The sequence below is a fragment of the Vibrio sp. THAF64 genome (genome assembly GCF_009363455.1).
Lineage (GTDB): Bacteria > Pseudomonadota > Gammaproteobacteria > Enterobacterales > Vibrionaceae > Vibrio > Vibrio coralliilyticus.
In genome coordinates, this window is sequence record NZ_CP045356.1 from 1,031,047 (window position 1) to 1,057,934 (window position 26,888).

26 protein-coding genes and 1 riboswitch are annotated in these 26,888 nt (G+C 46.4%); of the genes, 7 read left to right on the top strand and 19 right to left on the bottom strand.

Annotated elements, in window-relative coordinates; genetic code table 11:
* Nucleotides 1–17 precede the first annotated feature (17 nt).
* The 4 genes from FIU99_RS21185 to FIU99_RS21200 all read left to right on the top strand — a co-directional run bounded on the left by FIU99_RS21185 (nt 18) and on the right by FIU99_RS21200 (nt 5,408).
* Entirely contained in the window at nt 18–1,133 is a 1,116-nt protein-coding gene (locus FIU99_RS21185; protein ID WP_006960025.1) for an extracellular solute-binding protein, read from the top strand.
* Nucleotides 1,134–1,292: 159 nt separating this feature from the next.
* Nucleotides 1,293–2,402: an ROK family transcriptional regulator gene (locus FIU99_RS21190; RefSeq protein WP_006960024.1), complete on the top strand. Its 1,110-nt coding sequence runs from the start codon at nt 1,293–1,295 to the stop codon at nt 2,400–2,402.
* Between the two features lie 66 nt (nt 2,403–2,468).
* Complete coding sequence (locus FIU99_RS21195; protein WP_039951854.1) at nt 2,469–4,070, top strand: hypothetical protein; 1,602 nt, start codon at nt 2,469–2,471, stop codon at nt 4,068–4,070.
* Between the two features lie 3 nt (nt 4,071–4,073).
* Entirely contained in the window at nt 4,074–5,408 is a 1,335-nt protein-coding gene (locus tag FIU99_RS21200; protein ID WP_006960022.1) for a glycosyltransferase family 4 protein, read from the top strand.
* Nucleotides 5,409–5,460: 52 nt separating this feature from the next.
* On the opposite strand, the gene FIU99_RS21205 is transcribed toward FIU99_RS21200, so the two are convergent.
* The 15 genes from FIU99_RS21205 to FIU99_RS21275 form a co-directional block, all read right to left on the bottom strand.
* Nucleotides 5,461–6,711 carry a hypothetical protein gene (locus tag FIU99_RS21205; RefSeq protein ID WP_006960021.1) on the bottom strand — a complete coding sequence of 417 codons (1,251 nt, stop codon included), beginning with the start codon at nt 6,709–6,711 and terminating at the stop codon, nt 5,461–5,463.
* A gap of 239 nt (nt 6,712–6,950) precedes the next feature.
* Nucleotides 6,951–7,694, bottom strand: a complete 744-nt coding sequence (locus tag FIU99_RS21210) for a phosphatase PAP2 family protein (RefSeq protein WP_006960020.1) — start codon at nt 7,692–7,694, stop codon at nt 6,951–6,953.
* A gap of 165 nt (nt 7,695–7,859) precedes the next feature.
* On the bottom strand, nt 7,860–8,315 hold the full coding sequence (locus tag FIU99_RS21215) for a hypothetical protein (protein WP_006960019.1): 456 nt from the start codon (nt 8,313–8,315) through the stop codon (nt 7,860–7,862).
* A 6-nt stretch (nt 8,316–8,321) separates the two neighbouring features.
* A complete protein-coding gene (locus tag FIU99_RS21220; protein ID WP_006960018.1) occupies nt 8,322–9,176 on the bottom strand; it encodes an AraC family transcriptional regulator in 855 nt (284 codons plus the stop codon).
* Nucleotides 9,177–9,212: 36 nt separating this feature from the next.
* A complete protein-coding gene (locus FIU99_RS21225; protein WP_006960017.1) occupies nt 9,213–9,875 on the bottom strand; it encodes an SRPBCC family protein in 663 nt (220 codons plus the stop codon).
* Nucleotides 9,876–9,899: 24 nt separating this feature from the next.
* The gene (locus FIU99_RS21230) at nt 9,900–10,406 is read right to left on the bottom strand and encodes an SRPBCC family protein (RefSeq protein WP_006960014.1); all 507 of its coding nucleotides are present in this window, start codon (nt 10,404–10,406) and stop codon (nt 9,900–9,902) included.
* Between the two features lie 201 nt (nt 10,407–10,607).
* Nucleotides 10,608–11,222: a YopT-type cysteine protease domain-containing protein gene (locus FIU99_RS21235; protein ID WP_006960006.1), complete on the bottom strand. Its 615-nt coding sequence runs from the start codon at nt 11,220–11,222 to the stop codon at nt 10,608–10,610.
* Between the two features lie 206 nt (nt 11,223–11,428).
* A complete protein-coding gene (gene tenA / locus FIU99_RS21240) occupies nt 11,429–12,091 on the bottom strand; it encodes a thiaminase II (protein WP_006960004.1) in 663 nt (220 codons plus the stop codon).
* A complete protein-coding gene (locus tag FIU99_RS21245) occupies nt 12,091–13,041 on the bottom strand; it encodes an ABC transporter substrate-binding protein (protein ID WP_006960002.1) in 951 nt (316 codons plus the stop codon). The genes tenA and FIU99_RS21245 overlap by 1 nt, the downstream gene beginning before the upstream one ends.
* Nucleotides 13,042–13,057: 16 nt before the next feature.
* Nucleotides 13,058–13,858, bottom strand: coding sequence for an ABC transporter permease (locus tag FIU99_RS21250; RefSeq protein ID WP_006960000.1), 801 nt, complete (start codon nt 13,856–13,858; stop codon nt 13,058–13,060).
* Nucleotides 13,851–14,597, bottom strand: a complete 747-nt coding sequence (locus FIU99_RS21255; RefSeq protein ID WP_039951849.1) for an ABC transporter ATP-binding protein — start codon at nt 14,595–14,597, stop codon at nt 13,851–13,853. Before FIU99_RS21255 ends, FIU99_RS21250 begins: the two co-directional genes overlap by 8 nt.
* Entirely contained in the window at nt 14,587–15,417 is an 831-nt protein-coding gene (gene thiD / locus FIU99_RS21260; protein WP_006959996.1) for a bifunctional hydroxymethylpyrimidine kinase/phosphomethylpyrimidine kinase, read from the bottom strand. The genes FIU99_RS21255 and thiD overlap by 11 nt, the downstream gene beginning before the upstream one ends.
* Before the next feature lie 109 nt (nt 15,418–15,526).
* Nucleotides 15,527–15,624, bottom strand: a riboswitch (TPP riboswitch).
* Between the two features lie 65 nt (nt 15,625–15,689).
* Complete coding sequence (dkgB, locus tag FIU99_RS21265; protein ID WP_006959994.1) at nt 15,690–16,493, bottom strand: 2,5-didehydrogluconate reductase DkgB; 804 nt, start codon at nt 16,491–16,493, stop codon at nt 15,690–15,692.
* A 108-nt stretch (nt 16,494–16,601) separates the two neighbouring features.
* On the bottom strand, nt 16,602–17,588 hold the full coding sequence (locus tag FIU99_RS21270; protein ID WP_039951847.1) for a zinc-binding dehydrogenase: 987 nt from the start codon (nt 17,586–17,588) through the stop codon (nt 16,602–16,604).
* A 58-nt stretch (nt 17,589–17,646) separates the two neighbouring features.
* Nucleotides 17,647–18,150, bottom strand: coding sequence for a lactoylglutathione lyase family protein (locus FIU99_RS21275; RefSeq protein WP_006959988.1), 504 nt, complete (start codon nt 18,148–18,150; stop codon nt 17,647–17,649).
* A gap of 215 nt (nt 18,151–18,365) precedes the next feature.
* On the opposite strand from FIU99_RS21275, the gene FIU99_RS21280 reads away from it, so the two are divergent.
* A complete protein-coding gene (locus FIU99_RS21280; protein ID WP_006959982.1) occupies nt 18,366–19,196 on the top strand; it encodes an HDOD domain-containing protein in 831 nt (276 codons plus the stop codon).
* Between the two features lie 105 nt (nt 19,197–19,301).
* The gene (locus tag FIU99_RS21285; RefSeq protein ID WP_006959980.1) at nt 19,302–20,195 is read left to right on the top strand and encodes a LysR family transcriptional regulator; all 894 of its coding nucleotides are present in this window, start codon (nt 19,302–19,304) and stop codon (nt 20,193–20,195) included.
* Here FIU99_RS21285 and FIU99_RS21290 read toward each other — a convergent pair.
* Nucleotides 20,192–20,746 carry a VCBS domain-containing protein gene (locus FIU99_RS21290; RefSeq protein WP_152472530.1) on the bottom strand — a complete coding sequence of 185 codons (555 nt, stop codon included), beginning with the start codon at nt 20,744–20,746 and terminating at the stop codon, nt 20,192–20,194. The genes FIU99_RS21285 and FIU99_RS21290 overlap by 4 nt on opposite strands.
* Nucleotides 20,747–21,070: 324 nt before the next feature.
* Here FIU99_RS21290 and FIU99_RS21295 point away from each other — a divergent pair, with 324 nt between their 5' ends.
* Nucleotides 21,071–22,174 (top strand): DSD1 family PLP-dependent enzyme, encoded by a 1,104-nt coding sequence (locus tag FIU99_RS21295; RefSeq protein ID WP_039951844.1) that lies wholly within the window; start codon nt 21,071–21,073, stop codon nt 22,172–22,174.
* A 73-nt stretch (nt 22,175–22,247) separates the two neighbouring features.
* On the opposite strand, the gene FIU99_RS27390 is transcribed toward FIU99_RS21295, so the two are convergent.
* The 3 genes from FIU99_RS27390 to FIU99_RS21305 form a co-directional block, all read right to left on the bottom strand.
* Nucleotides 22,248–22,406 carry a hypothetical protein gene (locus FIU99_RS27390; RefSeq protein WP_154351826.1) on the bottom strand — a complete coding sequence of 53 codons (159 nt, stop codon included), beginning with the start codon at nt 22,404–22,406 and terminating at the stop codon, nt 22,248–22,250.
* 395 nt (nt 22,407–22,801) lie between these two features.
* Nucleotides 22,802–24,679: a PhoX family phosphatase gene (locus FIU99_RS21300; RefSeq protein WP_006959972.1), complete on the bottom strand. Its 1,878-nt coding sequence runs from the start codon at nt 24,677–24,679 to the stop codon at nt 22,802–22,804.
* A 562-nt stretch (nt 24,680–25,241) separates the two neighbouring features.
* Nucleotides 25,242–26,888, bottom strand: coding sequence for a methyl-accepting chemotaxis protein (locus FIU99_RS21305; RefSeq protein ID WP_006959970.1), 1,647 nt, complete (start codon nt 26,886–26,888; stop codon nt 25,242–25,244).

Below are 26,888 nucleotides of genomic sequence, written 5' to 3' on the forward strand. Positions count from 1 at the left end.
CTATAAGAGACACAACAATGAAAAAATTGCTTCTTACTGCTGCCATTGCAGCCACTGCCGGTTTATCGACCAATGCACTCGCGTATGACCTGAACGAGATGACTTGGGATCAGATCGTAGAACAAGCCAAAAAAGAGAAGATGGTCAGCGCGTACATCTGGTACCTCCAACCAGAATTCCGCCAGTTCTTCCGCTCATTCGAGAAAGAGTACGGTATCAAAGTGCGTGTACCAGAAGGCAACGAAGCTGGTAACAGTAACAAGCTGCTTGCAGAAGGGAAAAGAGAGCAAGGTTCTATTGATGTGATGGCGCTCGATACCGTCAAGCTGCCAATGATGATGCAAAGCAACCTGGTCTACGGCCCATTGACGGATATTATTCCAGGCAGTGACAAGCTACGTACTAACTTGGTGGGTGTTGACACCCAAGGCTACGCTTATGCCTTCTGGGGCAACCAGACGGGATTTGCTTACGACCCAATGCGTGTCGATGAGAAAACACTACCTCAGTCATTTGATGACCTGACAAACTGGATCGAAACCCACCCAGAGCAGTTTGGTGTTAACGATCCGAACAAAGGTGGTGCTGGTAACGCGTTCATCCAGCGTGCCATCTACCACGTATCGGGCAACAACGACGCTTACTTCCAGAGCAAAATGGATAAGTCTTCGATGACACAGTGGTCTAAGACTTGGCAGTGGTTTGATGACCACAAAGACAACATTGTCATCACCGCATCGAACGCAGACAGCCTGACTCGAATCAACGATGGTGAAATCGCGATGGCACCAGCGTGGGAAGATCATCTTGCGGGCCTACAGAAGAAAGGAGCGATCACTAAGCGCATCAAGTTCTACATTCCTGAATTTGGTATGCCGGGTGGTGGCAACATCATCATGATGCCACAGAACGCCAAAAATAAAGCTGCCGCTGCCGTCTTCATCCATTGGATCACCTCAGCGCAAGCACAAACAGGGTTGAATACGGCCTTCGGCGCAGCCCCTCAACACCCAGACGCTGATGACTCAAACGCATTAGTCGATAAAACCCAACGAGGCTACAGCTCTGAATTCTTTACTTCAGACTACGCAACTGAAGCGAAAAAAGCGTTTGTAGAGAACGTATTAATGTAATAATTCACGCCCGGTTTCGGCCGGGCCTATTCGATTAGTCACTTGAATGACATTGATTAGTGATTAATCAAATAGAACGATTAGGTGGTGTGCTTGCACTTTGTCACGCTCTCCACCAGACGAACAATAAAATTAAACCTAACGGGTTAAGGATTGAATGTGATTGATTTTGGCTCCGATACACAGCGTCAAATACTATCGATAATCCATCGCAATGCGCCAACAACACGCGCCGCAATCGCAGAGAAGAGTGGCCTGACGCCAGCTGCGATCACGAAAATCACCAAGAAGATGCTCGATGATGAGCTAATTCAGGTAACGGGTAAACAAAAAGGTTCACGCGGTCAGCCGGGCATTGAGCTGGGTATTAATCCAAGTGCCGCGTACAGTCTCGGCATCAATATTGAACTTGAAAAAATCAGTATTGAATTGGTCGACTTTACCGGGGAAAGCGTTTTTTCCCGTGCAATTCGCGGCATTTTCTCTGATCCTGAATCGGCCATTGATGAACTCTCTGACCTACTTCAGGTGACGTCTAGAGCATTTGCCGAAGAATTCGATAAACTGATCGGCATCGGCATGACCACCAGCTGTAACTTTGTTCAAGGCAGCAACAGCATCACCATGCCACCGCATCTGAAAAAGTGGGAAGACATCGATATTCCTAAACGTATCGGCCAACATTTCAACTGCCCGTGTTGGATAGATAACGATGGTAACGCCGCCGCACTGGGGGAATCTGTGCGCTCTAAACGTGCTCGCCATGCGAACTTTTTCTACCTTTATCTTGGCTACGGGATTGGTGGCGGCCACTTCTTCAATGGCCAGACTTATCGCGGTGCAGGCGGAAACGCGGGCCGTATCGGTAAATTATTCCCAGATCGCAACAACCGTCCTTCTCTCTCTTGCTTGTATGACTACTTAGGCATGTCAGAGCCGAGCCCACATCGCGAAGAGATTCTGTCGACCTTGTTATCGAAGAATCCAGAAAAAGTCACCGAATGGAAGAAAAACGCGCAGCAACAATTGGTGTCTGCGCTGCAAGCCATTCGTGCCATCTGTGACCCAGAAGAGATCATCGTCGGCGGTCTGTTGCCACCAAAACTGGTTCAGGAGCTACACACCGCCAGCATGGAATCACTGCAACACTATCTGGAAGACGAAGAAACCATGCCCAATATCACTCCCGCTACCTTGTCAGGTGACAAGATGGCGGCGACGGGGGCAGCCATGATTCCGCTCTACCAACTGGCTTACTCCGCGGCCTAACCGACCCTATAGGGCGTGATTGATCACGCCCTGCCTAAATTCTGTTCCTAAGCGTGTAAAACACCCATGAAAAATCAGACACATAGCCCGAAAACCAACCAAATTTCAACCGATGTGTGCCAAAAGCTCTCGGCAGAGCACTGGAAAACGCAGACGATCGCACCCGGTGCCTACTTCAATCCCAACGCACTGACAGGATTCAAAATGGCACAGGGCCCGCTTGGTAATCCGCTCCACCCTAATACAGAGCCAACATTTGAAGCAGACCTGAGTGAGCTGTTCGAGTCAACTCAACAGTCACAACCAGAAATTGAACTCAAACGCGTGCATTTTCAGATGCCAGCGATCAATCCAGAATCACTGCCTGGGCCGCAAGATTACACGCAAGTAGAAGAGCCACAACCACTTTCCACTACCTCAGTAACTCTCGCATGGGTGAAACAAGAGAAGCTCAAGCAGACTAGCATCGGTTATCACTTTGAGGGCAACCAGCTCGCTAACCTGAGAGACCGGTTGGCTGAGGGCAAAGCCTTTCGCGGCTTAGTGGGCAACCTTGGTTACTTCATGACGAAAGAGCTCAACGTCGGCAACCATATCTGGTCACACAGCAGACGCTACCCTGCCTCGGAACATCAGTTACCGGAAAGGCTGGCTTACCTCGGTTTTTACTACTTTGGCGATGCTAAGGGACAAGTCGAGAGTGCGGGTTTTCAGAGCGCGCATAGTGCTGGTATTGGCGTGAAACATAGCGGCGAAGTCAAGATTCTACCGGCCATCCAATGCCATGCGTATGATCTCACTATCGCAGGGCAAACCCTGAAAGTTGAGAACATCAACCCAGCATTAGACAAGGTCGATCAACACGATATTGCACTCTTCAATGTCAACTTTCCGCTCAGCCACAAAGGGCCATTAGTCGAATTTTCTCCTATGCTCCCGCTTGAAGAGCGCGTCAATGTTTTCATTAGTAACCAAGGAGATGGCCAGCGTCCGCACGAGCATGTCGTTAAGGTGTGGCGCGGAGAATGTCCATTGCCATCCTTTGGCGTGGTGCTCTCAATCAAGTCTTGCCTGTTTGACGCGCTTTACCCACATGGGTTGGAGACAAATACACCTGTCTCGGTCACGCCATACTCTCACCAATGTGATTTCGCCGAATATGCACAAATTCTTGCCGGACTGGTGCCATCCGTAATCGACGGCCAAAGTATTGTCCCGACTGGCGCAGCATTTACGGCTCAGCAAGCAGAGCAAGCCCTTGATGAGGTGGCAAACACTGACGCGCCTCTGTCACGTACAGGCAAAGAAACCAATAACTTTGATGCCATCATCCGTGAACCGGGCGGCTTGTTTATCGAAACAGAAAACCATGTGGGCTATCTTCTGTTTGATGGCCGCCATGAAATGAGTGTTGGAGTGAACATTGTCGATGTAGCGAATTTAGTCAGCCGTTTGTCTCAGTCTGATATTGACCTGTTTGACGGTGAGACGATACGCAATGCCATATCGATTGACGGTGGTTCAGCAATGAAAGCCTACGCAGTCAACGTCGGTAACGGCACTGTCTCAATGGATATTTTAAACCGCGTTGCTGCGGGCAGTCGAAATGCTCCCGGCAACGACACACAAGGGTTAAACCTTTATTCAACAGTTGTAATGGAGCTATAAGTCATGCGAATTTTGTTAACCCACTATCGTGTCGGTGAAACCGATGGTGTGTCACTAGAAATGGATAAATGGAAATGGGCACTGGAGCAGCAGGGTCACGACGTCTTTTACATGGCGGGTAGCTCTGGCAGTGTGGAAGCAGAGTGCATTGATGCGCTACGTTACGAAGACGAGCTGAACGCAAAAATCACTCAGGATGCGTTCATAGCGCCAACCTACTTTGAAAGCGAAGAAGCGTTGCTGGCCGCGATTTACGGCCAAGCGGAAGAGATCGCGACACAAGCAATAGCGATTATCGAAAAGCTCGACATCGACGTGATTGTTCCCAATAACATCTTCGCTGTTGGCCACAGTTTGGCCGCTGCGATTGGACTAGAAAAAGCAGTAGAAAACACAGGCGTCAAAGTAGTCAATCATCACCATGACTTCCACTGGGAACGCGAGAAGTTCAGCCAGCCTTGTTACCCGAGTATCCAACGTATTCTCGACAAGCACTTTCCTCCGCAACGTCCACAGGACAAGCACTGTGTCATCAACCAGTTGGCAAATGAATCTCTGAAAAATGCGACGAGTTATGACTCAACAGTGGTACCGAATGTCTTCGACTTCGATGGTTGTGATTGGAAAATCGACGACTACAACCAAGATCTGAGAAGCGAATTCGGTATTCGCGAACAAGACATCGTTGTCTTACAAGCAACACGCATCGTGGCTCGTAAGGGGATCGAGCTGGCCGTCGACCTGATAGCTAATCTTCAGAAAAAGCTACCACAATGGGTAGGTAAGTCGCTGTATCGTGGACAAAAAATTGAATCTGATAGTCGCATAATTCTCGTGTTAGCGGGAATGAACGAAGAAGACGAATACTACGACAAACTCAAAGCGAAAGCTCAGCAGATGAACGTTGAGCTACTGGACATCAACCACCGTATCGAGCATTCACGTGGTGATAAAATCGGCATCAAACAGTACTCTCTTTGGGACGCCTACGTTCACGCCGATATCGTCACCTACCCAAGCTGGCTCGAAGGCTGGGGGAACCAATTCCTAGAAGGTTTGGTAGCCAACGTTCCTCAGGTGGTCTATCGCTACCCGGTGTACAAAACAGATATCGAACATTTTGGCTTCCATATTATCGACCTCGGTGATGAGCTAAGCTGGGATGACAACAACCTCGCACAAGTCTCTTTGCAGCGCATCGGTGCAGCCGCAGAACAAACCGAAGCATACCTATTCGACACAGCCCTACGTCAGCAGCACATGCAGGAGAACTACGCCATTGGTCAGAAACACCTATCGTACAAGGCATTGAGCGACATTCTGGCGACGGTATTCTAAACCTATAGACACAAAAAACGGGCCTTTTGGCCCGTTTGTTACTCTTCCCACATTAAACTGAAACGGGAACGGGTGCTGGCGTCGCGGATTTCACCGCAAATTCATGGCCATCCAATAACCCTTTGCCTTTCTTCAATTCATTCAAGCGCGCATTGACCACACCATCTTTACTAGTGAAATCAATCTTATAGCTATCGACATACTCCTGGACATATTTACTCGATAGAGATTTAAGCTTATCGATATAAACGACCGCTTTATCAAAGTCACCTTGCGACACGACTTCAAGCTTAGGTGTCAGCAACTGAGCAAACTTATAGGGGTGGCCGACAAAGCCACTGCCCATCACCAGAGCCGCGACAACAGGCGTGGTAATCACCGCACTCTGGAACCATTCCGAGAACATTTTATGATCATTCACTAAGCTGCTTGGCGCAGTACGGTTATTCCACTCTTTCTTAGCACGTTTAACAACTTTGGCCAGAAGGCTACGTTGAACAAAGAAGTCCACCAGTTTGATAATACGCTCAAGAATACTGGTGATTAAGCTGATCAATGATCCTACCCCTGCGGCAGCATCACCTGCTGCCTGAAGGCCAATACCAGCAACACCCATAGTAAAGTCTTTGATTCCCCCCAAAGCACCTTTTGCAGAGTGGCGCGCCAAAGCATTTGAAATGATGCTCGGGTGACCACCCAGCAGCTCAACGCCACGGCCGCGGTAGATTTGTGAAATCAGGTCTTTGGATTTCAGCACTGACTTTTTCGCCGCAGAGTAAAGCCCAGATGCACTTTGTACATAGCCCCACCCCGGAATGATATTGGAGAAGGTACCTGCGAATTCACTCGCCAGCCAAGTTCCGACTTCAGCGAGCCACTCGATGCCATGCAACAAGTCACCATAGATGTTCTTCACTTTATCCAGCAAAGAACGGAAGAACTCGGAGAATAGTCGTTTCAGCTTCTCCTTAATCGCTGAAGTGATCTCACCTACTTTATCCGCCGCTTTTGACATCTTTTTCGCGACCTTGCTGTTTTTCAGCTTGGTCATGGTATCGGTTTTATTCAGCAGTCCCATTGCCGCATCTTTAAAGTCAACGAAGGGCTCAGTTCCGACCACAAAGGCTTCAAAAAAGTGCGCGTTGGAAATCTTCGCCACTTTGGTAATTTCGGTACTGGCTAGCATGTACATCGCACCCATGCGAGCATCGGCCATCTGTGCGACCTGAACGCCCAGTGCTGTGTTCTTGGTTTTACCAAACATTTTGTCTTTAATCAGACGCTTTAATAGTTTTATCTGCATGCAAACCTCTGCCCAAACGATAACGACACATAAATTACTTATGCCAAAAGTGATAATTACATAAACAAGATAAATAATAGCGAGTTTTATCAATTATGTGGTCTGTTTTGCTACTTTAGTTACAAAAGACTTATAAAAACTACGGATTAATATAGAAAGTATAGTCAAGAGCTAATAAAAAAAGCCCCGCAAGTAAGGACATTACTCGCAGGGCCAAGGGCAGTTAGGTAAAGCTGGAATCAGGTTGTTAATTGAGACCAACGAAGAGAAAGCTTTTCAGTGATCCGATCAAATTTGGGGGCCAATATATACAGCATCAGTACAAACAAAACCGAGCCGACGAGATCTATCGGTCGGTGCATTCCCAGCCAAAGGCGACTGTATGCCATACCTACCGCCCACACACTCAGTGCAGCGGCCAAACCATAGCGTCTTTTTTGAATAAACAGATTGCCAAAAAACGCCAGACAAATTGCAGCGAAAATCGTGTGGCCAGAAGGGAATGAGTAGTCTTTCTCGCCTAACCAATGGCGAGTTCGCCACGAGCTCACGCTATGAGAAATATCATCGATCACATGCTGCTGTTGGACGGTGCTCAGATTGTAAAAGTGGGATGGCTGTGGGATCAGCAATTGGTGCGTTAACAGCTCAGTGTATGGGCGAGGGCTTTCTGTAGCTTGCTTTAGCGCCGTTTTGCTGGCAAAACCGATCAGAAGGATCAAACCAAGCTGAGCCATTTTACTTAGCCACTCAACACGGTTAGGGATCAGCTTCCACGAGATCGCTACCAAAACTAATAAGGTGAAGAGAAACCCTTTAGATCCCGCGGAATCTGTCAGCAACGTAAATGTCAGACCAAGTGGGTAGGACACTGAGCTCAATAAATCGATATGGCTAACCAACAGACTCATCGGTGCAATAACCAAAAGAAATACACCCAGAAGCCCAATACCATATTGTTTTTCGATCAGAAAATTCTTCACCGTGACGTCCCACACCGAATCAGTAAGATGCTGAATATTAGTCGACGTAACGTGGAAAATTTATCAACTCAATGTCAATTCGGTGAAAGATCGAACCGGCTTGCCTATGTAATCACAAACAGCTATTTCATGTAAAAATATTCACTTAACGGACATTTATAAAATCTATTGTTTGATCCGATTTTTACACACAATATCAACCTGAGAGGGGTATGGCTCCAACTCGAAATGACGTAAAATCCCTTTAATATCATCCCCCCTAAGCCTAGCCACTGCATAGTCATAATATGGCGGGTCTAACACTTCTTTAAGTCGGTATTCACCTTTACTCTGACGTGTCAGTATCAAAGTATACGGCGCAAGATTAAACGCTGCCGCATCAGCCCCAGAGACGATTCTTATCTGCGGATTCTGCTCAGCAAACTGATTGAGGAAATACGCCCAATCACCATACCACTCTCCTGCCAGTTCCGGGCTTTCCCCGAGCACAGCAACGATCTGGTCAGCCGCATAATCTCGACAAACAGGCGGCAATGAATCCACTGAAGAAGAAGTGACAGCCTGACAGCCACTAAGTGAAGCAGCCCCAAAGACCGCTGTGATGAGAATCGTCGATTTCATTGCAACCTAACTTTTCTTACGTACTGGAATATTCAGATACAGCTTATTCTCAGGGTCAGCATCGTTAAAGCCAGCTGGGTAGAGTTCGAAGTCCGGCTTTTCCTCATATTCATAAGCGCTTTTCGGTAACCAGCTGCCCCATATATAACGCAGTGTTTCTTCCAACTGGGCAATTGGCCCTTTATGGGTAAAACGAGCGTAAGTCTGCTCTGGCATCTCACGCGTGATCATACCTTCTGGCACTTGTTCGAAATTCTCTACCCGAGCGGAACAGATATAGACAAACGTCGTGCCTTCCTCAGCCTCTTCATATGACTCATAAATACCGAAAAACTCATCGCCCACGCGGTTTGCAATAGTGTCTCGGTATGGTGCAAACCCCGACCACAGACGAGGCAGACTGAGGTCTTCATCTGTATATTGATTGGCGATTCCCACCAGCTTTATGGCCGGCTGTGTAATGATTTCCGGCTCCATGCTAATACGATTCTGCAGAAAACTGAGATCATCTTCGTTAATTTGATTTTTATACAACAAACGGAAAGGTTCGTTCATTTTTCGGTATTGCGCAGGCGTCATGTTAAACAGCGCTTTGAATGCACGTGTGAACGCTTCCTGTGAATCAAATTGACAATCCATAGCAAGATCCAGAATGCCGACTTCTTCTGTGAGCAGGCGCTTGGCAGCCATTGTGAGACGGCGCTTACGCAAATACTCTTTAGGTGTGTCTCCGACCAAAGCTTTAAATACCCGACTGTAGTGATAAGTGGAGTAATGAGACGCAGCGGCGATCTGATGAACAGAAATTTTGTCGTACAAGTGCTGTTCTATATATTCAATACTTTTAAAAAAACGCTGCATTTCATCCTCCTAACTTATCTGTTTGTAATGTTAGAGTTAAACGGTAGTAGGTTCTACCCATTCACCACCCACTTGTTCAAATAAGTTTTCCACCGCAGGTTCCAGAATCATCCCTTCCATTATCAGATTAAGCACTGGTGCTACTAAGCTGACATTCTTGTGGAAGTAATGGCGCCACGTGACCAATGAGCCACCTAAACCATCAGATTCAACCGTAAACAGCGATAAAGGCTCTGTGATAGGAAACGAAACTGTCGAACGCTCCATGTCAATCGTATAAGCATAGGAGCGCTTATTTTTGTCATAGTAAACAATGTCTTCATACAATATCTCATCGTCCAAGCTGCAACTGCGCACCGAATGCGTGCCCATCGCTAACGGTCCATTGAGTGACTTGGAGTTATCCATCTCAGGGTTCTTGATGCCCGTAAACCAAGTTGCCAGTTGATCAATTTCAGACACCAGTTCAAAGGTTCGATCCGGCGATGAGTTGACCCTGAACATCAGGACAATTTGCTCCGGCGCACTGGTCACAGAACGAATATCAAACTCGTTCACAGTGGTGGAGGTGTGATCATACTGAGAGGTGTACTGTGGCGCGCTGCCTTCCGGCGCAATGGTTGAACATGCTCCAAGCAACACCGTACCTGCCACTAGCGCTATGTTTCCCAAAGGTTTGATCGAGTTCATTTTCTTCATCTTAATGCCCTTTCATCCCTATCATTATTGCGTGTAAGCCGCTGAGCTTTGTTGGTTAGGCAGTGACTGCTCGGAATAGGTTTTCAAACCATTGAGTAATTTGCCAAATGCACCGGGAATCGCTAAGCGGAGCAGTGGGTAGAATGGATAAGCGAAAAATTTAAGTTGCGGTTGGGCATACCAAATTACTTCGGATTTGTTGGTTCCAAGAGAGCGAACCGTCATTTGCACCTGATTCTTTTTCACTGGCACAATGGCTGGCACATTGATGGGCGTAATTTCAAACGTCAGAGATTTGTTTGCTTCGTTGTACTGTGTGATGACTTCCTTTGCTTTAGCGCCATTTGGATTCTTACTCAGGTTGCAGATGCGGCCTTCCATCGGAGCCCCGGTTGAGCTATGACCGGTTCCAATTTCGTACGAATGTGGGATCGGGTCCATCCACAGGTGGGCTTTATCAAATTGATGAGCAATCAGGTCCCAGACTAGTTCTGCAGGTTTGTTGATCGTGACTGTTTTAGTGATTTTCATAACATCTCCTTAATTTGAGCGGGTTTGCTCTCTTCGTTGCCTGAGATGTAATTTAGAAAATCCACTCCACGCTTTTTTGATATTTCTTGCTATGTTGAGTGGGGTGATAACCATAACTTTGCTCACACTGAGTTGAGAACAATAAATGGAATCAAAAAAACCTCGCTGATGAGCGAGGCTTATTAGAGGTTAAATCTAGGGTTAGGCTTTAGCCACCGTCTTTACCATATGCGCATTGAAAGGTGCATAGAAGGTCGCCAGCTTCTTCAACCAGCTTTCAAAATCCTTACTCGGCACTTCAAACTCACCATAGTTAGGTTCAAAAATATAGACGGTGTCGTTATCCGTTTTCAAGCTGCCTTGCTTCGGTGATAAAGAACGATAAAAAGCAATAGTGTGTGCACCGGCAGCACCCACAACGGCTCCTGGGAACCAGAAAGAATAGATAAAGCCAGCGTGCTGCGGCTTAGTCACTGCCTTTACAATATTTTTGATATTAAAGTGGGTGTAATCATACAAGAGTGCGGTTTCTTTTAAGCCACGCAGTGAAATCATCATCCTGTCTGCAACCTGATAAGATGCCCCACCTTCCGACCAACGGGACGCAAACGTCTTCTGTAAAACCGGGTTACCTGCACCATCACGAGCAGATAAACGCTTCATGCGTTGCTTAGCGTCGCCTTTTTTCTCGAACATAAAGCTAAGCCACTCGATACTGAAGTTATGACAAGCACCATTCGTTGCTGCAGCGGATGTCCCTTTCTTCGCCTTCATCACATCCACCTGCGAAAAGTTAGCAACAATTTTGTCCTTCATATTTCCTCTCCAACCTATTGATGTAATTAATGATATTATTAGAATCTATCTAGTAAAAATAGCAACTAAGAGAGTAGTGACCTAATTATTTTTTAGAGTAAATAGTCTCTCCCACATCTCTAACATCGGAATCAATTCGACGAGGCAAGCAAGTAACAGGCATAAAAAAGCCCCGCCAAAAGGCGAGGCTTCATCAGGATTTTAAACTACTTCGCATCCAGACCTTGCTGCCAGAACGCTACTTCCATCCGAGTCGCAGTTCTGAACACTTCAATCAGGTTTTGTCCCCGCTGACTATGAAGATCAATCTCTTCTAAGAGTTGGTTAAAATGCTCTGCACCTTGTGCGACACCACTTTGGAATTCTTCACCGCCATAAAGCTCAATCCAACTTGCGTAAGGGTTTCCTTCTCGTACGGTGTCATTGCTTTCAATCAACGCTTTTCCAATCACCGCATAGCCAATCGAACACGGCGCCAGCGCGGCGTACAGGTCAACTAAATCACCTGTCATGCCTGCATCAAGCACATAGCGTGTGTAAGCAACGGTTCCAAAATCTTCATGTTCGTTTTCCAGATCAGATTCCGTTAGCCCCCATTGACCACAATACGTTACATGATGACCAATTTCGGAATCTAACAGAGCATGCACACTCGGCAAGGCACGACGCATGTCTTCCAGCGTGCGCGCTTTATAGATGGCTAACGCGTAAGCACGCGCATACTGTTTGAGAAATAAAAAATCCTGCTTCAGATAGTGAAGAAAACTGTGCTGATCTAAAGTGCCTTTTGCTAGCTGCTGCACAAAGTCATGCTGTGTGTATTCCTGCCAGTCCGACTGACAAGCTTCGATAAGATCCTGATATTTCATTAGTTAAACTCCGGCACATAGTCTGCGGCTTTAGGCAAAGTCTCGATGATCTTTTGTGAATACATAAACTGGGCGTAATCGTCGTAGCGCTTAAGATCAACCGCAGAAGGACGCAGTGCAAAACGGGTTAACGTATCGTTCCAAGCTCGTTGGTTAAGTTCATTGTTGAGAGTGTCTGGCGCATAAGCAACAAACTCCTTCCACGACGTTTGTGGGTGATTAACAATGTAAGTGGTGGCTTGCTCAAGCGCTTTGTTGAAAGCTTTGATAGCCTCTGCATCATGAGTTTTGGCGTTCGCCACAAACACCAGCTCGTCATAGGCTGGCACACCGTGCTCTTCAGGGAAAAAGGCTTTCGCTTTGTAGCCTTCAAGCGCGAGCTGGTTAGTTTCAAAGTTGCGTAGACCACCCCAGATCGCATCGACTTTTCCTGATGCCAATGAAGAAGAGAGTGCCCAGCCCACATTGATGATGTCCACATCGGCGAACTTCACACCGTCTTGCGCCAGCATAGTACCAATAGTTGCTTCTTCATTGCCTGCGATGGCAATACCGATTTTCTTGCCTTTCAGGTCGGCCAGATTGTCGTTCTTACCATTGTCTAGCACCATCAGAGTGTTGAGCGGTGTCGCGATTAGAGTTGCAGAACGAATAAGCGGCAAACCCGAAGCAACGTCGATAGTCAGACTTGGCTGGTAAGAGATCGCCAGATCGACTTTGCCAGCAGCCACCAGCTTAGGTGGCGTGCTTGGGTCAGCGGGCTCTTGAATATCAACATCAATGCCTTGCTGCTTGAAGTAGCCACGCTCTTTCGCAATCACGATTGGGCCATGGTTCGGGTTAACAAACCAATCCAGCATCAGAGTGAGTTTTTTCTCTTCCGCCAGCGATTGAGCAGAAAATGTTGAGCAAAGTAGTGCCACTGCACTGAGTATTTTTTTTGTTTTCACGGGAGTGTCCTTTCTTTTATTGATTTTCCCAAGGAATCAGTTTCTTAAGTAATTTATCGGTAATGAAGTAGAGCGAGACAGACAACAAAGCCAGAATAAACAGCGCCGCAAACATCTCATCAATGATCATGCGCGCGTTGGCTTGCAGCATCAGGTAACCCAAACCTTCACTGGAACCTACCCACTCTCCGACCACAGCGCCAATAGGTGCAATGACCACAGCGACACGTATACCGGAAGCCAGAGTTGGTAGAGCCGCTGGGAGTTGAATGTGCTTCAACATTTGCCATTTGCTCGCCCCCATGGTTTTTGCCAGATCGAGATAGCCTGTCGGCGTGTTTCTCAAGCCGTCGTAGCAACATGTGGTCACGGGGAAGAAAATAATCATCGCCGCCATCACGACCTTTGATGCGATACCGTAGCCAAGCCACAACATCAAGACAGGTGCAATCGCGAACACAGGAATCGCCTGACTGGCAATTAGGATCGGCAATAACCAGCGCTTGAGCGGTTTAAATAACAACATCTGTAAAGCGAAGAACAGCCCCATTGACAAGCCAAGTAACAGACCCAACACAATTTCTTGACCAGTCACTAGCGTATGTTTCATCAATACGTCAAAGCGGCTAACGAGGCGTTCAAACACGTCAAGCGGCGTAGGGAGAATAAAGCTTGGCATATCAAACATCACCACCACTAACTGCCAAAGCCCCAAAATTATGACTGTACTGATCGTCAACCGTAGCGCAGGGTGTGTCAGACGTTCTTTTTTCACTACGTCGCGTCGAATGGCGTCAAACTGAGTCATATCACTCATAATCACCCTCCAACGAATTGAGGATGTTCTGCTGCAATTGCGCACATTCTGCATCTATGACACGAGGCGGCTGAGTGGTTGGAACATCATGTGATTCGGCATAAGCGGGCTGACCGCGGAGGATGTACAGAGCGTCGGCCAGTCGAATCGCTTCTTGTGGATCATGGGTGATCAGCACCACCGTTTTGCCACACAACAGCTCAGCGGCCAATGTCTGCAATTTATGTCGCGTCACCGCATCTAGCGCAGAGAAAGGCTCATCCATGAGTACCACAGGCTTGTCTTGCATTAACGTGCGAGCCAACGCCACACGTTGACGCATACCACCTGACAACTGTACAGGCATAGCCGCCGCCTGATCCGATAATCCGACTTGCTCCAGCAATCGCAGCGCTCGATTTCTGTCAGGTTGAGCGCTGCCAAACTTACTGCTCAGGCAAACATTATCCAGAACATTGAGCCATGGTAGCAGCAGGTCTTGTTGGGCCATGTAAGCAATCTGGCCTTGCAGCGCATGGCTATGACTGAGCGTCAGTTCTCCGGTCCAGTGCGCTTTGTCGTTCAACAGACCTGCCAGATAACGTAGCAAGGTAGTTTTCCCGCAGCCACTGCGCCCCAAAATACACGTCCACTGCCCAGCGGGTATCGACATAGAGAAGTACGCCAATGTCGGGGCTGGATTGTCCGTGTACTGTAAGCTGGCTCGCTGAATTTCGATCCCAATCGGCTCAGCGAACATTGATGTGTCCACAGAAGAAATGATGGACCGGCCCATGCCCCGTACCAACATTGAGTTCATCAGCATGAGCGATGGCCTGCGAGATGTATTGCTTACCTAAGTACACGGCTTTGTGCAGTCTATTACCCTGCGCAAGATAAGACGCAATCGCCGAAGATAAGGTACAGCCTGTTCCATGAGTGTTTTTCGTCGGGAATCGTTTGGCACTCAGAAGCTCACTCGTTTGCGCTAAGATCAGCAAATCATTGCTGTTGTCATCTTTTTCTAGATGCCCCCCTTTCAGCAATACCGCTTTGGCACCGAGTGCGCGCAATTCTTCGATCATATTGCCCATTTGATCTTCGTTTTCTGGCACAGCGCCATCAATCAAAGCCGCCCCTTCAGGCAGATTAGGGGTGATCAGATCCGCCATCGGGATCAACTGCTCTTTTAATGTGCTAATCGCCGACTGCTCCAGAAGAAGATCACCGCTGGTTGCAACCATCACAGGATCAACCACCAGATGAGTAGGCTTGTACTGTCTGATTTTGTCCGCAACGACCTTAATGATCCGCGCGTCAGCCAACATCCCGACTTTAACAGCAACCACATTGAGATCCGTAAACACGGCGTCGAGCTGACTTTCAATATGCTCCAGAGGAATCGGGTGAATTGCGCTTACGCCAAGCGTATTTTGTGAGGTAATGGCCGTAATGACAGAACACGCGTAACTGCCAGTCGCAGATATGGCTTTAATATCCGCTTGAATACCAGCGCCACCACCGCTATCAGATCCTGCGATGGTTAATACAATGGGTGGTGTGTCTTGTGAATGTGGCATGGATGCTCCTATTACAAGACGTACAGGAACTCTCAGCCAAACATGAAGTGATCAATAAAAGGGAAGATCGAATCATAAAAAGCGAGTGCACCAAAGCGAGAATACTCAAACATCGGTGCTAATAGTTCCCTACGTCAGTGCTAACTGAATCAGGTTCTACGGGTCTCGCAATGCGATCTCAGCCCTAAGGCTCCCCGACTATTTCCCGCTGATAATAACAGTAATTAAAAAGCGAATGCACTTTTAAATTCGCAAAAAGTGCTCGCAGTCATTCAATCCCACTCTGGAGCAAAGTCTGGATTGGCAAGACGTTGATTGCGATCTAATGTTGCAATCAATGCCATATCATCGTGGCTTAAGTGCACGTTCTTCGCCTCGAGATTGCTTTCAACATTGGCCTGTCGAGTCGATGATGGAATCGTCACGAATTCATTTTGACGCATCCACGCCAACACAATTTGTGCTGCCGTTACGCCATGCTTGTTCGCCAGTTGAAGAATGATTTCATCTTTCAAAACAGCACCATACGCAAACGGCATATACCCCGTAACCAATACATCGTTGCGTTTGCAGAACTCAACCACCTTCTTGTTTTGCAGATATGGATGAACTTCTACCTGATTGGTAAAAATTTCCCCTGCTCCCAAAATACCTATCGCTTGTTCTAGCTGCTGGTTGTTGAAGTTAGAAACGCCGATATGCTTCACCAGGCCCGCCTCTTTCACCGCCTTCAACTCTGTCAGATACTCTAGCATGGATACTTTTTCATCTTTCAGCGGCCAATGAATCAATAGCAAATCAATGTATGAGGTTTGCAACTTATTCAAACTCTCTTCGACACTGGATCGGAACTCTGCTTTCGACAGTTTGTTCATCCACACTTTAGTGGTAAGAAAAATCTCATCTCGGGCAATGCCAGACGCCAACATTGCATCACCCACCGACTGCTCATTACCGTAAATCTGAGCTGTATCGATATGACGATATCCGGCTTTAAGCGCCATCATAACGGAATCAAATGCCGTCTGACCTTCCAGTCTAAATGTACCGGCACCTAGCATAGGAATGTGTTTCATGGTATTTCCTGTTTCTGAATGAGTTGAACGGTGCAATTATTGCGAGTAATTAACTGATGAAAAATGGCAAAAAACTCAAATCACTTTTGTCTTTTTTGCCATCAATGGTTACACCAATTTCGCGACAATTTTACCCGTGGTGCGTTGATTTCGAATTTCTACCAACTTATCCCCGACCTGATCTAACGGAATCACTTGCAGTGCTGGCGTTTCGAGTATCCCCAGTTCGAACAGTTTAGAAACCGCATTACCGGCCGCAACCATATCATTGCGGCCTTTTTCACCATTTACATGGCCAGAGCCTAAGCTAAGTTGATGGAATGAAAGACCTTTCAGAAAAGCATCAGGATAAAGCTCAGGCTGCACGGTTTTTACCAGCTCAACCATTTGTCCTTCAAAACCCAATACTGATGCCGCTAGCAGATCATTGTCACCACCAACACAATCTAGTGCGACGTCCACACCAAGCCCATCGGTAAGATTCATGATTTGCTCAGCGACATCATCACTTCGGTAATCAATCACATGGGTTGCCCCGAGCTTTTTCACATAGCTGTGTTTTGCTGTTGAGGCCGTAGTAACAATTTTGCTTACACCAAAATGTTTGGCTAGTTGAATGGCGAAACTACCTACACCACCAGCGCCACCGGCAATGAAAATGCTACTACGAGATTCAATATTCAGCTTGTCAACCAAAGCGCGATAGGCTGTCCACGCTGCACATGGAGTTGCTGCAGCAAATTCAGCAGGAACATTAGGGTGCGCCGTGAGGGTGCGTGCATCTTGGAGCGCATATTCTGCAAACCCGCCATGCACACGGCGCATATTTCCGTGATACAGAACTCGATCACCCACAGCCCAGCCAGTTACCTGTTGACCTATCGCAACAATTTCCCCTGATACATCCAACCCTCCAACGAAATTGTCGTTCATATCAGGGACCATTCCATGCCAAAAATTTACTTTGGCATCGACTGGGTTTAGCGCCACCGCATGGACTCTTACCAAAACGTCAAATGGTGACTGAAGATTAGGTTGCGGCAATTCGGAGACTGTGAACGTGTCTTGTTCGCGCTGGTACGTGATCGCTTTCATTGATTTGTCCTTAGTTTCAAAGAATAAAGCCACTCATAAACATGAGTGGCTGAATAGCTTACTTGTAAGCACCTGCTGAGTAATGCAGCTCGTAGCTATGAGAGTAGATTTCAAGGATGTTACCGAATGGGTCTTCCATGTAGATCATGCGGTAAGGTTTCTCACCTGGGTAGTAATAGCGTGGCGCTTTCATGCGCTTCTTACCACCTGCTGCAACAATCTTCTCTGCCAGCTCTTCCACATTAGGATCCTGAACGCAGAAGTGGAAAATACCTGTTTTCCAGTATTCGAAGTTGTCTTCTGGATTTTCCTGATTCTTGAACTCAAACAGCTCAACACCGATACGGTCACCCGTTGAAAGGTGAGCAATACGGAAACGCTCCCAACCCGCACCAAATACGTCAGTACACATTTCACCGATAGCAGAATCGTCTTCAACGATTTCGGTAGGTTCCATGATCAGGTACCAACCAAGTACTTCTGTATAAAATTTAACTGCTGCTTCTAAGTCAGGTACCGAAATACCGATATGAGAAAAATTACGTGGATATGGAGTAGACATGTAGACCTCTTCTTTGCTCTTTGTGTCGGGGACTCTCCCGCTTCGTTGAGTACATATTAGGCAAAGAATATATCGATTAAAAATTATCAATTATTCTTATTTTAATAATTTTTTGTTATTAAAATATTTTAAGAACTTCTTCGTTTACAACTTTGTATGAAACTAATTTACTGTTCTATAGTAAGAAAGCTCATAAATAAAAAAGGAGAGTGCTAATGAGTCAGGAGGCTTTAATTTCGCGTCTTAACGAGTTACCTAGGATCCAGAAAGTACTACAAGAGCTACTTGATATGGTGAATCAGGACGAGGTCGATTTTGGCGAGCTCTCGAGAAAAATCGCTACCGATCAGGTATTGAGTGCTCGATTGCTACGTATGGCGAACTCTGCCCATTTCGGCGGCAGTAAAACAGTTTCTTCCGTTAACGAGGCTTTGCTTCGTGTCGGTACTGGTCCAGTAAGAACTCTGGTAGTCGCCTCAGTGCTTTCTGGTGCATTCCCTAAAATCAAAACACTGGATATGGACCAGTATTGGGAAGACACCTTCGAGATTTCCGTTATCGCCAGCAAGATTGCCGACGAGACAGGGATGGATTCCAACGAAGTGTTCACTACCGGTATTCTTCACAATATCGGCGAGCTGATGATTCATACTTTGGTGCCTGATGCCGCAGTCAAAATACATGAACGTGCAGAGGCAGGAGAAGACGCGATTTCAGTACAAGAAGAAGTGCTGGATATTACCGCTCCGACACTGGGTGCTAAGTTGGCGAAGACTTGGAAGTTCCCTGACCCTATGGTGGACGCCATCGCTAATTATCATGATCCTAGAGACGCAGAGCTGTCTCCTAAAATGGCAACGACACTGCACTTTGCTCGCTCGATCCATCGTGACTGGGATAAACTAGACAGCGATGATGCGAAAGCGCGATACCTAGCTGAGCATCCAGATTCTCGCTTACTTCATGTTTCCGCCGCCTTTGCACCAACCGTCGATAAATTCCGCGGTAACGGCAGGGATCTCGCCACTCAGCTCAACGCAGCTTAGTTCTAGATGGCGAGGTAACACATCTCGCCATTCTTCTCTTACTACCAAAACTTAACGTTATCACATAAACTATTAAGCATAATTTTTTGTTATTAAACGATGACGATGCTCAACCCACTATGGCTGAAGACCTTTCAAACACTGATCGATACTGGCCACTTCACTAAAACCGCTGAAAGGCTTTTTATGACCCAACCAGGGGTTAGCCAGCACATCAAAAAGCTTGAGCAAGCATGCGGTCATGCTCTCATCGCCAGACACAACAAAACATTTGAAATCACAGAAGCCGGGCAATCTGTCTATCTCTATGCCCTAGAAGTTGAGCGCCAACAGGCTGAACTACTTAACTCTCTCAATATTGAAGACCCTTATTCAGGCAACGTCTCGCTGTCCTGCTCTGGCTCTCTGGCGTTACTGCTCTATCCGCATCTTCTTAATTTACAATGTAAATATCCGAAGCTAGTTCCAAAACTCGAAGCCGCTCCTCATCATAAGATTTTAGCTGATGTGTTATCTGGAGAGAGTGATATTGGGATCGTTACTCACATTCCTTCCGACTCTCGTTTCGAATCAGAGATATTGGGCATCGAGCCTCTTTGCCTGATGCTACCTGCCAAAATGGCAGTAAACAGCTTAACACCTGAGGTTTTGAAAGCGATTGGTTTGATTCAGCATCCCGATGCTATTCACTATCTCTCTCTATACTTTGCCCAGTGTGGTGAGCCTTTGCTAGAGAAGATCAACATCGACGATATTCCGGTCACGGGGTATATCAATCAGCTGAGCCAAATATTGTTACCTGTTGCAAAAGGGCTTGGGTTTACTGTGTTGCCTAAAAGTGCTCTCGATTCATTTTCAGATAGAGACAAAATTGCCATTTATCAGGCAGAACATGAAGTTGTAGAAACCCTATATTTTCTGACCAAAAGACATCGCCAGTTACCACAACGCTTTACGACCATAATGAAAGAAATTTCCCCTTACTTTCATCACGACTAACCTATGGTTACTTCTGTTGCTAGCTCCTCAATCACAGCACCGCCTTCCACACCAATCAAAGTGAGTGTCACAGTAATAGGGTCGCCTGCATCAGAGTATAAAGAGAAACTTTCAAGCTTACGCTCACCCTGCTTGAGAAACTGCATCTTGATATTGTAAACCGAATAATCCCAGTACCCATCTTTGTTAATATTGAGCGAACCGAGCGTATCCTTGCCTGCAACAACGCTATTGGGGTCGAACTGGGTCTGGCGACGATGGCCGCTCGAAATAAGAAGTCTTCCTGAATCAATCAATAGCGGAGAAGGTGTCCATTCTGAAAGCTCATTTTTTTCCTCCGCGTACTCAGAATCTGCTTGATGAAAACTCTTGCCGAGCATTCGGCTTACTCTATCTCTAACTCCCTCTGGAGGGCTAGGTAAAAGCGACAGTGATGCCAAACGATAAGCTCTTGAGCCTTGAGTACTAGACAATTTAGTATCAGTCAGAGCATAGGTATCTGCACGGTTTACAGCGCTTCTGAAACGATGTGTGTTAGTTGAATGAGCCATAACCTTCTCCTATTTTCTCTGATTACACTTGTCAAAATCGAACGCATATTGAATCAAGCTAGGTAAATTGATTAAGGCAAGCCACGTGCCAAAAAACAGGAAATAAATATAAGCACAAAAGTGCATATAATTCATAATGATAGAAATTGACAAAATCAGAGCACAATCTGATTCTCAATATGAAATGCAAAACACAACAAAAGTCGATCACTCATTTTCAATTTGCTAACGATCTTAAAGCACCAATATTTAACAATATTCTTAATCAACATGACTGTCTGAGTGCTAATCTAGCGCGGCTCAAAAAACAATAAGTATGAAAAAATGAAACTAGAACACATCGATACACCGGCTTTGTTTATCGACATCGAGACTGTCGAACATAACTTAGCTGAGATGCAACGCAGAATTAATCAACTAGGCTTAACCCTGCGCCCTCATACGAAGGCGCATAAAATCCCACAACTGGCCCACAAGCAAATTGAACATGGTGCACAAGGCATCTGTACATCAAAGCTAGGAGAGGCGGAAGTGATGCTTCAAGGTGGTATCACTGACATCCTAATCACAACCCCAATTGCAGGTCAGGCTAAGTATCAACGTCTGATAGATCTTCATAGCCAATACCCGCAAGCCACGCTCTATCAAGTTATTGATCACCCTCAGCATGTGGAATCAATCGCTGAGCTAGCTAAGCAGGCAGGTGTCACGGTCAACCTTTTGATTGAAGTCGAAAGTGGTCAGCAGCGATGCGGTGTCGCTGTGGGTCAAGGACTACTGAAGCTCATAGAGAAAGTCGTTCATACCGAAGGGGTTCATTACGCTGGGATTCAGGCGTACAGCGGTCACTTACAACTGATCAAAGGCTTTGAACAGAGACAACAACAAGCACGCTCCGCAGTGACTGAACTGTTTGATTTTATCGATACTCAATTAAAGCCACGCCATCTTGCCCCAGAAATCATCAGTGGAGGCGGCACTGGGACGTACCAAGCTTATCAGGGGCTAGCGTACACTGAGATACAAGCCGGCTCTTATCTGTTTATGGATAACTCTTATTGCAATATTGGCGATGAGCAAGATGCAAATCTTAACCAACAGTTCAATCCTGCACTCAAAGTGTTAAGTACCGTGATTAGCCACCCAACCCCGCAACGCGCCGTTATTGATGCGGGTATGAAGTCACTTTCAATTGATCTAGGTATGCCGATTGTTGAATCTCGCCCTGATCTTACCTATCAATGTGGTGGGGATGAGCATGGCATTCTTCATCTTAGTGAAGACAATCCACTTAGTATCGGCGAGACGCTCGCTTTAACTCCGAGCCACTGCGATACCACGCTGAACAACTTCGACCATTTGTACGTGGTTAGGCAAGGTGAGGTTGTCGATAAATGGAAGATTGCGGGGCGTGGCCGCTCAGACTAACTCCACGGCTAATTTCTGACATTAAAAAAGGAGCCAATGGCTCCTTTTTGCGATATCCATAAGTAAATGAAATTTATGCTTCCAATACGTCTTTTCCAGCGGCTTCCGCAAGGAGTAGCTGATCAGTTTCATCCAGCTGCATGCCAAAAACTGGCAGACCGTGTTGGCATACCCAACAAGCAAAGAAAACAACGATACCCAGAGTTACTAAACCCAGAACAACCATAGCCAAACCTCCTCCTTGGTTATCAACATACGTACCGATAACTTAAGATGTGGCGTCGCCGGAGCGATGAGCTAAAAGGCCTTTGTAAATACTTTATTCTTAGACGCTTTCGATTCACCCTCAGTGGGAACATCACTGAGCCATGTGTTTCGTTTTCGTTCAATTTTTCGTATCAACTCTGTGAGTTTACTCGGGTCTCTACACCTTTAAATTATGTGGGCACCTTTTCAATATAGTTATACCGTACAAACTGAGCAACTACATTTAGTGGTTAGCAGCCATAAGATCACAATTTTTATGCTCATTTGCGCATATTTATCCTTGCTAGCCTTTCTCAAAGATCAAAAAAGGGGCGAAATGCCCCTTGAAGTAGTGCAAGTATTCCCTAAAGGAATTTGTATTTATGCGCCTATTACACCGCCATCTTCGCGTGTGATAGCCATAATTGTTGAGCGAGGTTTGCTGTTACCACCAGCAGGGAAGTGAGACGGAGCACCTTTCTCACCTGGATGCTGAACACCAACAAACATCGTCTTGTAATCTTCAGAGAAGGTCAGGCCGGTAATTTCACACGCTACAGGACCAGTCAGGAAGCGACGAACCTCGCCAGTCATAGGGTCACCACACAACATCTGGTTGTTACCTTGGCCTGCAAAATCGCCTTTGTTGGAGTAGTTACCATCGGTTTGAATCCACAGACGCCCTGCTTTATCAAAACCAATACCATCTGGGCTGTTGAACATGTTGTCTTCATTGATGTTCTCGCTACCTGCATAAAGGTTGCCTTTATGCACCTTTGGGTTACCCGCAATTAGGTACAGATCCCATTCAAATCCTTCGCTGGTGTGGTCACCACCTTGCGGTACCCAGCGAACAATCTGACCATAATGGTTTTCTTTGCGAGGGTTTGGTCCACCAACCGGTTGGCCTTCTTTTACACCACGGTTTTTGTTGTTGGTCAACGTACAGAAAACGTGTTGGTTGTCAGGGTGCACTGCAACCCATTCTGGGCGGTCCATTGTGGTTGCACCAACTTGAGTCGCCGCTCTACGTGCAAAGGTCACCACTTCCGCTTGGTCATGGAAGCCATTTTCTTTCGTCAGGCCATTCTTACCATATGTAAGCTCCAGCCACTGCCCTTTACCCTTCAGTTCAGCGTCTTCCATCTCGAACTTGGCGACATACAATGTCCCTTCTTCCAACAGATCGCGATTTGCTGTGTTGTTGCCTGGCTGATATTTGTTCTTAGAAACGAACTTGTAAAGGTGCTCACCACGTTCGTCATCACCCAAGTAGACAACCACATGGCCGTCGTCATTGATCAGCAATGCTGCATTTTCGTGCTTGAATCGGCCTAGTGCAGTGCGCTTAAGCGGTGTTGAAGTCGGGTCGTTCGGATCTATCTCAACAACCCAACCAAAGCGATGTGGTTCATTTGGATGCTTAGCTACATCAAAACGCTCATCGGTGTCATGCCATTGGTATTTGCTAGGCTTAGGTTCAACACCATAGCGTACATGGTCGTCCGAGACTTCAGCGCTAGCGCTGGTACCAAAGTAACCATTGAAGTTCTCTTCACATGTCAGGTACGTGCCCCATGGCGTTTGGCCATTTGCACAGTTGTTGAATGTACCCAATGGTTTCATACCTGTCGGATCGAGCTTGGTCTTCATCAAATCGTGACCAGCTGCTGGACCTGTGAGCTTCATTTCTGTAGCAGCGGTAATTCGACGGTTACGCTTACCGTTTTTGTCCAGCTTCCACTCACCACCAGATTTGACGATTTCAAACACAGTCACACCGTGAGCGGCCTGTGATTTCATGACATCATCTGCGGTCATCGCTTTACCGCCATGGTCAAACAGGTATTCGTAGTTGGTGTATTCATTGTTAACCGCAATTACGGCGCGGTCTTTCGCGATTGGGAATAAGCTCATGCCGTCAGTATTGTCACCGAACTGGCGTAGTTGAGCTTTTGAGTCTTGCTTACCGCTCTGATCGAATTCTGGCGCATCAGCAAATATAGGGTCACCCCAAGATAACAAAGGTGTTGCTTTATAGCCTTTTGGCACAATAATCGCATCTTCTGTAGAAGCCGGAACAGCGTCAAAATTCAGTAGTGCGCTTTTCTTGTCTGCGGCAAATGCCTTAGTGATTGGGTTAAGCGACAGAAACGCGCCTGCACCCACTGCTGCAGTACCAGCCAAGAAACGACGACGTGACAGTCTCGCCTCGATCATTTGGCTGAATTGAGAATCTTGCTCATCGCGATTCCACATTGCTGACTCCTTGCTCGAGTATGTTTTTTATTAATAGCGAGCAGATGATAGATAGTAAAAATGACAATCGCGTTAAAGTATTGTTTCTATTACATAAAGGCGGTATTGCAGTTTTATTTTAGTTACATTGCAATCCTATTAAAGTGAGCTCATATTCACTTTATATAAATAAGGTATGACGTACATACAAAAAAATGTGATCTAAACCCTAGCGATCTTCGAATTTGGTCGCTACATTAAATCTTGTTCATGAGGAACTTGATTCACATATGCTCAGTGACGAGCAAGCCATTAAAAAGTGAGGGAATATCATGAAGAAAATGAGAAAAGCACAACTTCATCGTGTCCGAATTCAATATTGGAAAGACGCCAATAAAGACACAAATAAGAAGTAACGTGCATCCTTTCAGCCTGCTCTAGCAGGCTATCAACGTCTAAGCTGGCAATCCGTTGCCAGCTTTTGTGTTTCTAAAGCACAGAAACCTTACTCCTGCACAATAAAAGAAGCCCCATATAGGGGCTTCTTTTATCAGAGACTTAACACTACTAGCCCAAACTCAAATCATGATTTAACGTTCCGAGCAGACAACGAGAAATCATCTAAGGTTGATGAGATACCCTTCGCCATATCACTCATATCAACCGCAATGTGGGAACTGTCCATGATCTTCTTATTGGTGTTCTGAAGAAGGTTAGACAGGTAGTCCTGTGCTTGTTTGAGATCGTGAATACTTCGAGACTGCTCATCAATAAGTGCCGCAATTTCATTCTGTTGTTCGACCGTCAACGTAATCGAGTTGGAAATCTTATCGATGTTATCCGCAGTATCACTACTGCATTGCTTACTGTTTTCTACTTCTTTTTGCAGTTGCGCCACAGACTCAACAGAGACTTTCACTCGCTCTGTCAAATCATTGAGCAAGCTACTGATTTCCCCGGTTGAGTCATTGGTTTTACTGGCTAACATTCGGACTTCATCAGCAACAACGGCAAAGCCTCGCCCTTGTTCACCTGCCCGTGCAGCCTCGATAGCAGCATTAAGTGCCAATAAATTGGTCTGCTCGGCAATGGTCTGGATAACATCAATTATGCTATACACTTGCTCGGCAACAGAACTCAGTTCCTGAATGTTTTCAGACACTTTATGCGACTCAGCAGACGCTAGCTCTACCGCTTTCATATTGGCGTGAACTGAATCTAAGCCACGCTTTGCACTGGTTTGACTTTGAGCGGCAGACTCCAAGGTTTGATCAACCACCCCTGAAACGCGATCAAAGGAATCCACCAAACCATCTGAAATTTGAGCAATCTCTTCGTATTTGCGTTTCTCATCATCGTAGCTCTCATTCACCTCTTGCGACAGAGACTCAACTCGACTCGATAAACTAGAGATGTTGTCCGCACTGGTTTTGAGACCTTTGACCACCGAAGACAATGCGTGTCTCATCGACTGGATGTTCTTCGCCAACAGGCCAAGCTCACTATTATTGACCAGCTCATTGATATGATCTTTGTCCTCCAGATCACCTTTTCTTGTGTCTCTGCTCACCGCGACCAATTGATGAATTGGCTGTGTTAAGCTTTTCCCAATCAAGTAAGAAAGCACAATGACGAGCAGTATGCCGACACCAGAGATGACTAAAATGTCTTGCTTCAAGCCTTTCACATTAGCGTCTGCATAGCGGTTATAGCTAAGTACCGCTTGGTGCATCGCTCCGAGTGTTTTGTGATTGGCCAACATAAACTTATCAACCTGCTCCTCCGTCGGCTTGTCCGTTTGTTGCAGCAAAGAAAAAGCCATGGCTTTTTGCGTATTCCAGAGCTGCTCTACCGTGTTGAGCCTGTTTTTAAAGTCTTCTGCTGTACTTTCAGCAAGGTTAATCGGATTTTTCATCGGTAAATCTGAGAAGGTCTGGCCACCACTTTTTAACGCCTTGAGCGAGGTCTCGTAAAGTTTGATGGTATTGTCGTAATTGAGCTGAGAATGAGCTGACTTATGCCCCTCATATACAGAAAGCATGACCTCACTGGCAAACTTCTTGGTCAACATTCTCTGTCGGCCAGCAACATTAATCACCGTGCCATCCTGCTTATTCTTTTCCAAAGTCACAATAATATCGGTCGCAATCAAAACAATAGTGACGACAAATACAACGAAAATAGCAACCAAACGATTGGTAACAGACCACTGAGACAAAAGTCGCTTCAT

What these genes read in the sequence shown, in the direction of transcription:
- FIU99_RS21225 (WP_006960017.1), bottom strand. Translation starts at nt 9,875, where the DNA reads ATGAAGAAAATGAACTCGATCAAACCTTTGGGAAACATAGCGCTAGTG.
- FIU99_RS21255 (WP_039951849.1), bottom strand. Translation starts at nt 14,597, where the DNA reads ATGTTCGCTGAGCCGATTGGGATCGAAATTCAGCGAGCCAGCTTACAG.
- FIU99_RS21300 (WP_006959972.1), bottom strand. Translation starts at nt 24,679, where the DNA reads ATGTGGAATCGCGATGAGCAAGATTCTCAATTCAGCCAAATGATCGAG.
- FIU99_RS21285 (WP_006959980.1), top strand. Translation starts at nt 19,302, where the DNA reads ATGCTCAACCCACTATGGCTGAAGACCTTTCAAACACTGATCGATACT.
- FIU99_RS21215 (WP_006960019.1), bottom strand. Translation starts at nt 8,315, where the DNA reads ATGAAATCGACGATTCTCATCACAGCGGTCTTTGGGGCTGCTTCACTT.
- FIU99_RS21205 (WP_006960021.1), bottom strand. Translation starts at nt 6,711, where the DNA reads ATGCAGATAAAACTATTAAAGCGTCTGATTAAAGACAAAATGTTTGGT.
- FIU99_RS21295 (WP_039951844.1), top strand. Translation starts at nt 21,071, where the DNA reads ATGAAACTAGAACACATCGATACACCGGCTTTGTTTATCGACATCGAG.
- FIU99_RS21270 (WP_039951847.1), bottom strand. Translation starts at nt 17,588, where the DNA reads ATGAAAGCGATCACGTACCAGCGCGAACAAGACACGTTCACAGTCTCC.
- FIU99_RS21200 (WP_006960022.1), top strand. Translation starts at nt 4,074, where the DNA reads ATGCGAATTTTGTTAACCCACTATCGTGTCGGTGAAACCGATGGTGTG.
- FIU99_RS21305 (WP_006959970.1), bottom strand. Translation starts at nt 26,888, where the DNA reads ATGAAGCGACTTTTGTCTCAGTGGTCTGTTACCAATCGTTTGGTTGCT.
- tenA (WP_006960004.1), bottom strand. Translation starts at nt 12,091, where the DNA reads ATGAAATATCAGGATCTTATCGAAGCTTGTCAGTCGGACTGGCAGGAA.
- thiD (WP_006959996.1), bottom strand. Translation starts at nt 15,417, where the DNA reads ATGCCACATTCACAAGACACACCACCCATTGTATTAACCATCGCAGGA.
- FIU99_RS21230 (WP_006960014.1), bottom strand. Translation starts at nt 10,406, where the DNA reads ATGAAAATCACTAAAACAGTCACGATCAACAAACCTGCAGAACTAGTC.
- FIU99_RS21220 (WP_006960018.1), bottom strand. Translation starts at nt 9,176, where the DNA reads ATGCAGCGTTTTTTTAAAAGTATTGAATATATAGAACAGCACTTGTAC.
- FIU99_RS21250 (WP_006960000.1), bottom strand. Translation starts at nt 13,858, where the DNA reads ATGAGTGATATGACTCAGTTTGACGCCATTCGACGCGACGTAGTGAAA.
- FIU99_RS21195 (WP_039951854.1), top strand. Translation starts at nt 2,469, where the DNA reads ATGAAAAATCAGACACATAGCCCGAAAACCAACCAAATTTCAACCGAT.
- FIU99_RS21185 (WP_006960025.1), top strand. Translation starts at nt 18, where the DNA reads ATGAAAAAATTGCTTCTTACTGCTGCCATTGCAGCCACTGCCGGTTTA.
- FIU99_RS21290 (WP_152472530.1), bottom strand. Translation starts at nt 20,746, where the DNA reads ATGGCTCATTCAACTAACACACATCGTTTCAGAAGCGCTGTAAACCGT.
- dkgB (WP_006959994.1), bottom strand. Translation starts at nt 16,493, where the DNA reads ATGAAACACATTCCTATGCTAGGTGCCGGTACATTTAGACTGGAAGGT.
- FIU99_RS21275 (WP_006959988.1), bottom strand. Translation starts at nt 18,150, where the DNA reads ATGTCTACTCCATATCCACGTAATTTTTCTCATATCGGTATTTCGGTA.
- FIU99_RS21235 (WP_006960006.1), bottom strand. Translation starts at nt 11,222, where the DNA reads ATGAAGGACAAAATTGTTGCTAACTTTTCGCAGGTGGATGTGATGAAG.
- FIU99_RS21280 (WP_006959982.1), top strand. Translation starts at nt 18,366, where the DNA reads ATGAGTCAGGAGGCTTTAATTTCGCGTCTTAACGAGTTACCTAGGATC.